Genomic DNA, 13,190 nt, shown 5'->3' on the forward strand with positions numbered 1-13,190 from the left:
ATGAAGATATTATTGTTATGTTGTTTTGGCGTATCTGTGGATGTGTTGAAAAAACGTATGCTTCAACAGATTGAAGAAGAACAACTGGATTATACGATTTCAGTCAGTGCACTGAGTGAGGCATCTTTAACAGGAAAGGATGCGGATGTCATTTTACTGACACCACAGGTGCGCTTTAACCTTTCAAAAATCAAGAGTCTGTTTCCTGAAAAAGAAGTTTCCTGTATAGATGCACAGGATTTCAAGCAGGGAAATGGGCAGGCTGTAATCGCATTTGTAAAAAATTACCTGGGAAATAAAGATAAAAAGTAAAACGCTTGCAAAAGTTTTAGAAAAATACAAAAGTAAATAGACAAGAATACTAAAAAAGTGGTAAAATAACATTGTTCTTAAAGAAAAGAGGTAAAAGAAAATGAGAAAAATTGTTTTGGTATGTGCTGCTGGTATGTCTACAAGTATGTTGGTAAAGAAGATGCAGGAAGCTGCAGCTGCTGACAACTACGAAACAGATATTGCTGCATACCCTATCGGCGAAGTTGATACAGCTGGTAAAGGTGCTGATATCATCTTACTTGGACCACAGGTTCGTTTCCAATTAAAGAGCGTTAAGGAAAAATTCCCTAACATCCCTGTAGAATCAATCGACATGGCTGCTTATGGAATGATGGATGGCAAGAAAGTTATTGCTACCGTTAAGAAAACACTGGGAGATTAATTATGGAAGGTATTGAATTAATTTGTTTTCAAATCATTTCTACAGTAGGAAATGCAAGAAGTCTTTACATTGAAGCAATTCAGGCAGCAAAAGCTGGTGACTTTGAAAAAGCAGAAGAATTGATCAAAGAAGGAGAAGCATCCTTTACAGAAGGACATGCGGCCCATGGGAAACTTATTCAGCAGGAAGCAAGTGGAGAAGCAACAACGATGACATTGTTGTTGACTCACGCAGAAGATCAGCTGATGAGTGCGGAAGCATTTGGTATTCTGAGTAGAGAATTCGTTGATTTGTATAAAGAAATCAAAAAATAAACAAAGAAGAGATAAGATGAATAAATCTTATCTTTTTTTTATAGTTTATACATTTTGGTATAATTGTATAGATTATATATAAAATATTGATTATCCTTTGTTTAAAAGTCAAAATAATAAGAATATGATATACGTGTAATCCATTTGTCAAAGATTATATCATAGAGAGAAAGTCATATCTGTGCACTTTTTGCAAGGAGGTAATATATATGATCTCAATCAAAGATAAAGCAACTGCGATGGCAGTGAAGAAAATGATTCAGTATGTTGAGAAAGACCCAGATAAAAATATGGTCAAGATTTTGGACTGGCTGGATCATTTTGATACAGAGGGAAGCATTACAAAGCAGTTAAAGACCGCAAGAAAAGCACTTGCTGATCCTGATAACAACTGGGTGAAACTGGTAAAGAGTCTGTATACCGATATTGATACAGAGGTCAGAAAAACGATGTTTGAAAACTTTGTGATCAATTCTGTCATTATCAGTGATAAACAAAAACAGGAAGTTGTTAAGAAATACCACTGTAATGTTCCATGGGCGATCTTGTTAGATCCTACCAGTGCATGTAATTTAAAATGTATTGGCTGTTGGGCAAGTGAATATGGAAAACAGTTAAGTCTGTCATTAGAAGAATTAGACGATATTATTACACAGGGAAAACAATTGGGTGTATATATGTATTTATATACCGGTGGAGAACCAATGGTAAGAAAACATGATTTAATTGAACTATGTAGACGGCATCCGGATTGTGTATTTTTAGCATTTACGAATGGAACATTGATAGATGAAGCATTTGCGGATGAGATGCTGCAGGTTAAAAATTTCATTCCCGCAATCAGTATTGAGGGAGATGAAACGGCAACGGATCATCGAAGAGGAAAAGGTACTTATCAAAAGGTCGTAAAAGCAATGCACATCTTAAAGGCAAAACGACTGCCTTTTGGGGCATCCTGCTGTTACACAAGTATGAATGTCAATTCTATCAGCAGTGAGGAATTTATAGATTCTCTGGTTGATTTTGGGGCTAAATTCGCATGGTTTTTCCATTACATGCCAATTGGCAATGATGCAGTATTAGATTTATTATGTACACCACCGCAAAGAGAAAAAATGTATCACAGTATTCGACATTTTCGTGGGAATAAACCAATATTTACCATTGATTTTCAAAACGATGGAGAATATGTTGGCGGATGTATTGCAGGTGGTCGTAACTATTTGCATATCAATCCAAACGGCGATGTAGAGCCATGTGCTTTCATCCATTATTCGGATTCTAATATAAGAGAAAAAACATTATTAGAAGCACTTTGTTCCCCATTATTCATGGCATATAAGAAGGGACAGCCATTTAACCAGAATCATTTAAGACCATGTCCAATGTTGGAGAATCCAGAGAAATTAATGGCTATGGTACATGCGACTGGTGCTCATTCTACAGACTTATTGTCAGAAGAACCAGTAGATCATTTATGTGGAAAGTGTAAAAACTATGCCGCAAACTGGGCACCTGTGGCAGATATGTTGTGGAATAATAAACAAGAGTAAATGAAAAACTGCGAATGAATCTATTCGCAGTTTTTATTGAAATAATGACAAAATTTCTTCCTGATTCATGGAAGTGATACTGCCTTCACTACCTTGTGTAAAGGTATCACTTAAATCTTTTTTCATTTCCTGCAGCTTCAGGATTTTTTCTTCAATACTGTTTTTCATAATCATTTTATAAACTTGTACATTTTCTGTTTGACCAATACGATATGCACGATCCGTTGCTTGATTTTGCGCAGACATATTCCACCATGGGTCCACATGAATCACGACTTCCGCAGAAGTAAGATTGAGTCCGGTTCCACCAGCCTTTAAGGATATTAAAAAGACATCCACTTGTTTATCTTGGAATATTTGAACATATTCCCGTCGTTTTTCCTTGCTTGTTTCACCAGTTAGCTTTACATAAGAAATATCTTCTTTATAAAATTCCTTTTCCAGCAATTCTAATAAAGAGGTAAAACTGGAGAAAACCAATACTTTTTTATCCGTAGCTTTTGCGGATTGTATCAGTTCCATACAACCTTCGATTTTGCTGGAAACTGTATCAATATTCTCATATAACAGCCTTGGATCACAACAGATTTGACGAAGTCGTGTCATCATTGCCAGAATCTGAAACTTATCAAAACCTTCCACATGCAGTTTTGCCTGCAGTTCTTTATTGATTTGCACAAGGTTTGCCATATACAGTTTTTCTTCTTCTTCATTGAATTCCAGATATTGTACACGTTCAATTTTATCTGGCAGTTCTTTTAATACATCTTTTTTCAATCTTCGTAATATAAATGGTTCTACCATACGTTTTAATTTCGCAATCACTTCTTTATTTTGGAACTTTACAACTTCTTTCTCATAAAATTTACGGAAGAAATTATAGTTATATAGATAACCCGGCATTAGGAAATCGAAAATACTCCATAGTTCCGCAAGTGAGTTTTCAATAGGTGTACCTGTCATCGCAAAACGATGATTTCCTTTTAATGCTTTTACCACACTGGCATTTTTAGTAGTATGATTTTTGATATATTGAGCTTCATCTAAAATGATATAGTTAAAGATATGTTTTTCATAATATTCATGATCTCTTCTAAGATAATCATAGCTGGTAACTATGACATCATATTCACTCATAGACAAGATTTTATTTTGACGTTGTGCTACACTGCCATGTATACATAAACAATGCAGGTTGTTGGAAAATTTATGGATTTCATCCTGCCAGTTAAAGATTAGGGAAGCTGGTGTGACAATTAAAGAAATGCTGTCTGGATTCTGTAGCTTTTCATCTTCTAATACTGCGATCATCTGTACTGTTTTTCCAAGCCCCATGTCATCAGCTAAGATTGCCCCAAAGCCATAAGCACTCATGGTTTTTAACCATTGATATCCAAACACCTGATAATCTCGCAATATGTTTTCATATCCATCCGGTAATTTGAAAGAATCATATTTGATATGACGTAAGCGATGTAGTGTATCTTCAAAGTTTTTACTGCGTTTCATTTGCGCATGTTGGATATTATTGCTTAAATCATCTACTTCAAAGCTGTGATAAACAGGTAATTGAATAGAACCATTCGCAAAATCAGTTGCACTGACATGCAAATCCTGCATCATATCATCTATTTCCTGAATGCTTTCCTGTTCTAGATAAATCAAATCACCATTTTTCAAACGATGATATTTTTTCTTTTTGCGATAACTTTTTAATACAGCATAGATTTCATCCTGAGGAATATTCACAGATTTTACATCAACCTGAAGCAGGTTGTTTTCCATTCGCACACCCACTTTGAAATTCACTGGTTTGGGACTGTTTAACTGTTTGATGGCATCACTGACAAATACATCACAGAAACTATCTAAATAAGCGAGTCCATCCTTTAAAAAGCTCATGATCTGATGAGAGTCATTGGCAATGTATGCAGTTTTTGCATCATAATCAATCACATCCGCATAGTTTTTTATTAACATGATGGCACGTTCTATGCGTAAACCTGCATGTCCCTCCTGATCAAAGATGGATTGTTTTAAACCGTTTTTCATTGCATAGATTTGAACACTGATATCGCCATTATCTTCCATATCAATATAACAGCTTAAATCTGGTTCATCATCCATAAATTCATCAATAGGATCCCCGCTTAATTCTACATAATCTTCTATCTGGGAATAAACATACTGACAGAATTCATGCATATCCTGATGGGCAATTACAATTTGCCTGTCTTTATGTAACTGCTGTAAAAGGTAGGTACAGGTATCATGGATTTCTTTTATGAAGCGGGATAAACATTTATCCTTGAAGCAATACCAATAAGCTTTTCCTTCATAGAGAGTATCTAAATCTAATGATGTGGTAATGACATAGCCAATACTATCTTTTTGGATATGGAGGGGAATCGTTTCAATTTCATCATATGCAAAATTACAGTCAATACTACAAGCTCCTTCTTCACTAAAGAAATCATAGAAGTCATCTAAACTTCGCTTGTCTAATGTGATACTGCGTTTATCAAGATAACCATATTCAAGTTCACTGATATGTTCCTGACGGTATTTCATAAGGAAATTAATCATTTGTTTTGTCGTATCATCAAAAGCATCAGGATGGTGAACAAAGCTTAAGCTTTTTCCATAATATACTTGACTGCGATGTTCAACTGCTTCTAAGAAGGTAAGAATATTTTTTACTACATAGAATTTATCATTACCAACTTTGAACGTCACATGAAGGCTTTGGTATTCATGATTCAGATAGGCAATCAAACGGATTTTATTTGCGATTAAATTTGCCTGAAATTCACTGTCGCTGATTCGTTTATAGGCATTTAAGAAGCTCTTGGATTGTTCCAGCTGGCGCTGTAACATCCAGTTTTTTAATTCATCTTCACGTTTGATACTGGCATCATAATGATAAGGATAACCAGTTGGTTTCAGATCATGCAGAAATAATAAAACAACACCAATATGTCCACAAGCCACTTCGTCTTCACAATAACGGCATTCACATGAGAAGGAGATGATATCGCCTGCTTTTGATAAAATAAGCTCTACATGATTATTGTAAGTGAACACTTCTACATCAGCACTCACTTCGTACCATTCACGCATTTGATTCTCTTCGATATCTAAATGTTCAATGACATCTTTACGCTGATAAGCTTTTGCGACTGCCCAGTTTCGATCATTAAAAATCCTTTGAATTTCGCTTTCTTTAATATACATAGGATACCACCCTTCTATTTGTTTGTATTGTATCAGATTTTTATGTTTACTTTAAGCACTTTTCATAGGAAAAATAAGTTTTGACAAAATTATAAAAAAATTGAAATTTCCTATTGACAAATATAGTGAAAATAAGTAGAATATACGTGTTGCCGAAATTGGGGTATAGCCAAGCGGTAAGGCACCAGACTCTGAATCTGGCATTTCCTTGGTTCGAATCCAAGTACCCCAGCCATATGAAAACTTACGAACTATGATTATATAGTTCGTTTTTTTTTGTGTAAATGCGTTTGGCTGGGAGGACTTGGATGTCCGAAGATGGTGCATCATTATTTTCTATTAAGTAATGATGTATAATGCATAAAATGATATATTAAAATCTATATAAAAGCATTTAAAATATTGTGAATTAAATAATTAATAATATAACGTGACAAGAACATGGAAATCTGTTATATTGAAGATAGGTAAATGTTAACGTTTACATGAAAGGAGGATTTCCATATGAAATATATTTGTACAATATGTGGCTATATTTATGATGAAGCTGCTGGAAGTCCACAAAGCAATATTACTGCGGGTACGTTATGGAAGGATTTGCCTGATGACTGGGTATGTCCTATCTGTGGTGCACCAAAATCTGCATTTGAACTTAAAGAAGAAACAATCGAATCAACAAAGGTAAACAAAGAGGTGACAATGGATTATGAAAATTGGGATGTGTTATCATTGAGTGCCCTTTGTTCAAATCTTGAAAAAGGCTGTGAAAAGCAGTGTTTAAATGAAGAAGCAAAGCTTTTTCATGAACTTTCTGTATATTTTGAAAGTAAAGCAACAGCTGTTGCAGGCAATATGGCAGCGTTGTTGGTACTCTTGAAAGAAGATATGAATTCGTTATATCCGATTGCAAATCAAATGGCAATAGAAGCAAATGATCGTGGCGCAAAACGTGTTTTAACATGGAGTGAAAAGGTAACACGTCTACAAGCATCATTAATTGAGCGATATGAAAATGAAAAAGGAGCAATGCTGGAAAATACCAGTGTGTATGTATGTGAAATCTGTGGATTCATTTACATAGGGGATACACCTCCAGATATTTGTCCGATTTGTAAAGTTCCAAGTTTTAAGCTTCAGAAAGTAGAAAGGAGCTGAATGATATGTTTGCGGTAAGAACCATACGTCTATGTACAAAAGATTGTTTATGTTTATATGTTTGTCCGACAGGAGCATCAGATACAGAGAATGGACAGATTGATTGGGAGAAATGTATCGGTTGTGGACTTTGTGCAAATGCCTGCCCATCCCATGCGATTTCCATGGTGCCTGAAAAATATGCACCGCAACAAAAGAAAAATCAAAACGTTGTGGATGCCCTGTATGTGTTGATTAATCATAAAGTTAAACAGGAAGCCATCCTGGATTATCTGTGGAAAACTAGTGATGATGCCATGACAAAACAGTTTGCTTTGGCTTTAAAAAAATCTAATCGTTTTATGAGTGAAGATTTATATCGGGAAGCAGGCTATATGCTTCCACAAAGCCATCAAACACATGCAATGTTAGGATCTTTCTTGAAAATCAAAGATCCGGATTTTCCAATGGATGCGGTCAAAACATTATTGAAACTAATCAAACCCAACGATTAGGCAAAAGAAAACATAAGATATAAAAGGTCTTGTGTTTTTTTCATCTCTGTGATTTTATATGGAAAAGCATACAAATGTCTTATAATCATCATAAGTTTTACACTTTTGAAGTAAACTATGTTAAAATATAAGATAGAGAAAAAAGAGGGCGCATATGGAAGAAATTAAGCATGGATTTACAACAAGAGAAGCCTGGTTTGATGCTTTTCAAGTGTATTTCACAAAAATAATCGAAATTGATGATAAAACACATACCCTCATGAATACCAGTTTAAGCTGTGATGAATGGATTGAGGATTTTAAGCGACAATCTAATGAAATCAGGGCGCTGTATCTGAAAAATGATCAATTTAAACAACAGCATATTCATTATTTTGTAAATCAGCCGGAAAACTGGACAGAGGAAGTCGCAGATTCATTATTAGCGTATATCTATCGTTACTGGTCTAGAATGGAAGATGTAGAAGCAATCTATGCGATTGCTCAGTCTTTACAGACATATTATGAAACAAAAAATGATGAAATCGCAATCATGAAGTGTAAGGCTGTTTTACTATATTGTTATACTTATCTGGATGAAGCACATTTTCATGATATCTGTATATCCCTTTGTAAAGAATTAAGAGCGCTATATATCAAACATTATGATGAACTGAGCGAAGAAGATAAAAGCATGGGATTATCGATATATGATATTTTAAATTATGTACGTTATACCAATCTGGTCATTGGTGATGACTTTAAAGATGTATTTGATCAGGTACTGTATCCTGATTATTTAGAATCAATTGAAATGATGGAGCGGTTCATGAAGGAAGCGGATATGAATCAGCCATTAAATCAAATTGTTCCATATATGATTTTAAACGTCAAACGCAGGTTTGCGGAGATATCCTTTCGATTACATAAACAAACTCTGCGTAAAGATCAAATGGAAATTGTGAAAAATATCGCAGAAGAATTGGTATATCTACAAGAAGATATTGATATCAATGGACAGGTTGAAAATCTGATATGTTTTTATATGGCACATCGTTTTGAAACTAATTATACCAGTGAAGAACTTGTGGAAATATTTATGGATGGTATCCGTAATCTGAACGCAAGCCATCAGGTAGAGGAGCAATTAGATATCAAACAGCTGATGGAAACCATGGAGGCTTTTTCACTTGCTTTACAAACCCTTGGGGAAGAAGATCCAGAGAGTGTAAAATCCACGATGCAATGTTGGAATGACTATCTTGAATATTTATTAAAACAGCCCTACAGTAAAGGGATGGCACAGCAGATCAATCAGACCATCTATCATTATATTGTGCCATTGATGAAATATATGGATGATGTAGATGATATCTTTAAATCATTATTGAATATCACAGTCTTTCGTCAGCTGCAGACAGCGATTCATTCCTTGATGGTAGGAAGAAGTGCGAATCTGATCATGCAGTGTATTATTGATAAACAGCCTCAAATATTAGTAGATGCCAAGCTTTTTTCAACAATTAAAGAAGTGAAAACAAATAAAGAAGAACTGCTTTCCTTTGTATCAAAAGCATCACTTGTACATGATGTAGGAAAACTGCTTTGTACACAGGTGATTAATATGCAGTATCGTCGATTGATTGATATTGAATATGAAACAATTAAATTCCATCCAAACAGCAGCTCGACTATACTATCAGATATTCCCTCCTTATCCATCTACCATGATATCGCCATTGGGCATCATAAAAGTTTTGATGGAACATTTGGATATCCAAAAGAATTTGATAATACAGCATCCCCACAGCGTATATTAATTGATCTTATCAGAATATGTGACAGTTTAGATGCTGCCACAGATACCTTCGGTCGTTTGTATGCGGCTCCTAAAAGCTTTCAAACTGTATTAAAAGAGTTTCAGATGTTAAAAGGAACCAGCTATTCTGATGTATTGGTAGATTTCATATCGGAACATGAAGATGTCCAACATCAATTAGAAAATCTGTTGGAGGAAGAACGTGAACAAGTCTATGTAGAAATGTATCATATCATCAAAGGATTGTGAGGAAAAACTGCTTGATCTACGTAAAAAAGTGTGGAAAAAGCGGTTTTTTTCGTATTCTACAAATGTTGTTTGTATTTCTATCTATGAAATGTTATAATGCAACATGTGACTTTGGAGGTAAAGAAAATGATAGGAACAAACAATCTAAGCGTTCGTTTTGGCGCTAGAACATTATATAAAGATGTAAATCTGAAATTCACAGATGGAAACTGCTATGGCTTGATTGGTGCCAATGGTGCTGGTAAATCCACATTTTTAAAGGTACTGGCAGGCGAACTGGCACCGGATACCGGAGATGTATACATGGGACCACATGATACGCTGTATACCTTAAAACAGGACCACTTTCAGTTTGATGAATATCCCGTATTGGAAACTGTATTGATGGGAAATGAAAAGCTGTATCAAATCATGAAGGAAAAAGAAGCCTTATATACAAAGGAAGGCGAATTTACTGAGGAAGATGGACAGCGTGCTGGAGAATTGGAAGAAGCTTTTGCGGATATGGATGGCTGGAATGCGGAAAGTGATGCTGCTATGTTACTATCAGGACTAGATATTCCAGTAGATTTGCATACATCCTTAATGAAGGATATTACACCCGCACAGAAAGTGAAAGTATTATTGGCACAGGCGCTGTTTGGAAAACCAACAACATTATTATTAGATGAGCCGACCAATGGTTTAGATTTAAAAGCAGTCGCTTGGTTAGAAAACTTTCTAATCAATTATGAAAGTACTGTTATTGTCGTATCCCATGACCGTCATTTTTTGAATAAAGTATGTACCCATATCGCTGATGTGGATTATGGAAAAATCAAAATCTTTACTGGAAACTATGACTTCTGGTATGAATCTAGTCAGTTATTAAGTAAACAGTTAAAAGACGCGAATAAAAAGAAAGAAGATAAAATCAAAGAACTGGAAGCCTTTATCGCAAGATTCTCAGCAAATGCTGCCAAGAGTAAACAGGCAACATCACGTAAAAAGATTCTGGATAAGATCGTATTGGATGATTTACAGCCTTCTACCAGAAAATATCCATTCATTGATTTTAAATCCGAAAGAGAATCAGGGAAATCTATTCTGTTTTTAGAAAATATCGGTAAAAGTATAGAAGGCAACGAGCTGTTACATAACATCAGCTTTTCCATGATGAAAGGGGATAAAGTCGCATTGATTGGAAATCCTTTACAAACATCATTGCTGTTGAAGATTATTGCAGGCGTTGTAAAACCAGATGAAGGAAGTATTGAAATCGGACAGACGATCACACCATCCTATATCCCGGATGATAATACAGAATATTTTGAAGGTGAGCAAAGTATCTGTGACTGGTTAAGTCAGTATACGAATATTGAAGATATGGCATATATTAGAGGGTTCCTTGGAAGAATGCTGTTTAGTGGAGAGGAAGCATTAAAGCCGGTAAATGTATTATCCGGAGGAGAACGTGCACGCTGTATGTTATCGAAAAGTATGCTGGAAGCACCAAACCTGTTGCTGTTGGATGATCCAACCAATCATCTTGATTTGGAAAGTATTCAGGCCTTGAATAATGGACTGGTAAGCTTTAAGGGAGAAATGATTTTTACATCCCATGACCACCAGTTTATCCAGACAATTGCCAATCGTATTATCGAAATTACAGAAGATGGCATCATCGATCGTCGTATGAGCTATGATGAATATTTAGAGCGTGAATTAGGTATTGAAGAATAGAAGCAAATCAGCAGGGCTTTTCCTTTTATACAATATAGAGGAAAACCTGCTTTTTTTACGTCTACATACACGGAATCCGTGTATATTCATGCAAAATACACGGTAACCGTGTATTTTGCCTTGCGAAACAAGAGGGTTTAAGGTATGATAAATATGCAAAATTGAAAGGATGACGATATGAAAAAGGTAAGAACAAGATTTGCACCTAGTCCAACAGGCTATATGCATATAGGAAACTTAAGAACAGCGCTGTTTGAATATCTGATCGCAAAACATGAGGGAGGCGACTTCATTTTACGTATTGAAGACACTGACCAGGAACGTTTGGTAGAAGGTGCTGTAGATATTATTTATGATACGATGAAGGAAGTCGGATTAACACACGATGAAGGACCAGACATCGGTGGCGACTTTGGACCATATGTACAATCTGAGCGTTTGCCAATGTATAAAAAATACGCAGATGAATTGGTTGATTTAGGTGGTGCCCACTATTGTTTCTGTGGGGAAGAAGAAATTGAAAGACAAAGAAAAGAAGCAGAAAGCTTAGGTATTTCGTTTAAATACGATGACCCTTGTAAACACATCAGTGTGGAGGAAGCAAGAGAACGTATCGCAAAAGGTGAAAAATATGTTGTAAGACAGACTATTAAACATGGTGGAGAAACTTATTTTGATGATGAAGTTTATGGAAGAATCGAAGTAGATAACAGCATTCTTGATGAATCTGTACTATTAAAATCTGATGGCTATCCAACCTATAACTTTGCCAATATTATTGATGATCACCAAATGAATATTACACATGTTGTACGTGGTAACGAATACTTATCATCTACACCAAAATATAACCTGATTTATCAGGCATATGGATGGGATATTCCTACTTATGTACACGTTCCACCTGTTATGAAGGATGAACAGCATAAATTAAGTAAACGTAATGGAGATGCAAGTTTCCAGGATCTTGTGAAAAAAGGATATCTGCCACAGGCAATCTTAAACTACATTGCATTACTTGGATGGTCACCTGAAACAGAACAGGAAATCTATACATTAGAGGAACTGATTAAAGTATTTGATATCAAACGTATCAGTAAATCACCAGCAATCTTTGACATTGATAAACTGACATGGATGAATGGTATGTATTTACGTGCCATGTCTGAAGAAGAATTCTTTGAAACAGCAAAACCTTATATCGAAGAAGGTGTACATAAAAATGTAGATCTGCGTTCTGTTGCGAAAATCTTACAGCCTCGTACAGATGTATTAACAACAATTCCAGAAGCAATCGACTTTATAGATGAGCTTCCTGAATATGATAATGCAATGTATATTCACAAAAAGATGAAAACAACATACGAAATCGCATTAACGGCATTAAAAGAAGCCACAAAAGTATTAGAAGAGCTTCAGGACTGGTCTAGTGAAGAAAAGATTCATGAAATCTTATTAGCCCTTCCAGCAACCTTAGGCATGAAGAATGGTCAGGTATTATGGCCAGTACGTACTGCCATTACTGGTAAACAGTTCACACCTGGTGGTGCAATCGAAATTGCACATATCTTAGGTAAAGAAGAAACATTAAAACGTATTGCCTACGGTATTGAAAAACTTGAAAAAGAAGTAGCTTAATTATAAAAAACATCTTTCGTATTGATGAAAGATGTTTTTTTGTACACAAATGAATGATTATATATGATGGATAACTGTGGTAAATCAGGATATCTTCAAATAATCGATATATTATGTTGCAGAAAAAAGCAATAATACTAAAAAGTGTAAAAATAAAAATGAAAAATACAAACGGAAAGGGTTTACATGTAACCGTATCCACATTAAAATGTATATGTCAGAAAGGAAAAAGGATATTCTGATAGTGATGAGGATTTTTGCAGATCATCAAAAGTGTTTAAAATAGTATACTATATGAGACGGCTGATTTCAGATGAA

General features: G+C 35.2%; 10 protein-coding genes and 1 tRNA gene. 10 read left to right on the top strand and 1 reads right to left on the bottom strand.

Annotated features, from left to right (window positions below; all coding sequences use genetic code 11):
* The 4 genes from DW761_RS04200 (at window position 1) to DW761_RS04215 (ending at window position 2,582) form a co-directional block, all read left to right on the top strand.
* Window positions 1-312 carry a PTS sugar transporter subunit IIB gene (locus DW761_RS04200; RefSeq protein ID WP_117454191.1) on the top strand — a complete coding sequence of 104 codons (312 nt, stop codon included), beginning with the start codon at window positions 1-3 and terminating at the stop codon, window positions 310-312.
* A 100-nt stretch (window positions 313-412) separates the two neighbouring features.
* Window positions 413-715, top strand: a complete 303-nt coding sequence (locus DW761_RS04205) for a PTS sugar transporter subunit IIB (RefSeq protein ID WP_117516512.1) — start codon at window positions 413-415, stop codon at window positions 713-715.
* A gap of 2 nt (window positions 716-717) precedes the next feature.
* The gene (locus DW761_RS04210; protein WP_117454193.1) at window positions 718-1,029 is read left to right on the top strand and encodes a PTS lactose/cellobiose transporter subunit IIA; all 312 of its coding nucleotides are present in this window, start codon (window positions 718-720) and stop codon (window positions 1,027-1,029) included.
* 209 nt (window positions 1,030-1,238) lie between these two features.
* Window positions 1,239-2,582 carry a radical SAM protein gene (locus tag DW761_RS04215; RefSeq protein ID WP_117454194.1) on the top strand — a complete coding sequence of 448 codons (1,344 nt, stop codon included), beginning with the start codon at window positions 1,239-1,241 and terminating at the stop codon, window positions 2,580-2,582.
* Window positions 2,583-2,615: 33 nt separating this feature from the next.
* On the opposite strand, the gene DW761_RS04220 is transcribed toward DW761_RS04215, so the two are convergent.
* Window positions 2,616-5,816 (bottom strand): DEAD/DEAH box helicase, encoded by a 3,201-nt coding sequence (locus DW761_RS04220; RefSeq protein WP_117516513.1) that lies wholly within the window; start codon window positions 5,814-5,816, stop codon window positions 2,616-2,618.
* Window positions 5,817-5,975: 159 nt separating this feature from the next.
* Between DW761_RS04220 and DW761_RS04225 the strand changes: the two genes are divergently transcribed.
* The 6 genes from DW761_RS04225 (at window position 5,976) to gltX (ending at window position 12,872) form a co-directional block, all read left to right on the top strand.
* Window positions 5,976-6,051: transfer RNA gene (locus tag DW761_RS04225), tRNA-Gln, on the top strand.
* 269 nt (window positions 6,052-6,320) lie between these two features.
* Window positions 6,321-6,971: a rubredoxin gene (locus tag DW761_RS21740; protein ID WP_117516514.1), complete on the top strand. Its 651-nt coding sequence runs from the start codon at window positions 6,321-6,323 to the stop codon at window positions 6,969-6,971.
* A 5-nt stretch (window positions 6,972-6,976) separates the two neighbouring features.
* Window positions 6,977-7,465, top strand: coding sequence for a 4Fe-4S binding protein (locus tag DW761_RS04235; RefSeq protein ID WP_117516515.1), 489 nt, complete (start codon window positions 6,977-6,979; stop codon window positions 7,463-7,465).
* A gap of 154 nt (window positions 7,466-7,619) precedes the next feature.
* Entirely contained in the window at window positions 7,620-9,512 is a 1,893-nt protein-coding gene (locus DW761_RS04240; protein WP_117516516.1) for an HD-GYP domain-containing protein, read from the top strand.
* Window positions 9,513-9,638: 126 nt separating this feature from the next.
* Entirely contained in the window at window positions 9,639-11,234 is a 1,596-nt protein-coding gene (locus DW761_RS04245) for an ABC-F family ATP-binding cassette domain-containing protein (protein WP_117516517.1), read from the top strand.
* A gap of 177 nt (window positions 11,235-11,411) precedes the next feature.
* Complete coding sequence (gene gltX / locus DW761_RS04250) at window positions 11,412-12,872, top strand: glutamate--tRNA ligase (protein ID WP_117454200.1); 1,461 nt, start codon at window positions 11,412-11,414, stop codon at window positions 12,870-12,872.
* The last annotated feature ends 318 nt before the right edge of the window (window positions 12,873-13,190 follow it).

The sequence above is a fragment of the Absiella sp. AM29-15 genome (assembly GCF_003434225.1).
GTDB classification, from domain to species: Bacteria; Bacillota_I; Bacilli_A; order Erysipelotrichales; family Erysipelotrichaceae; genus Hoskinsella; species Hoskinsella hominis.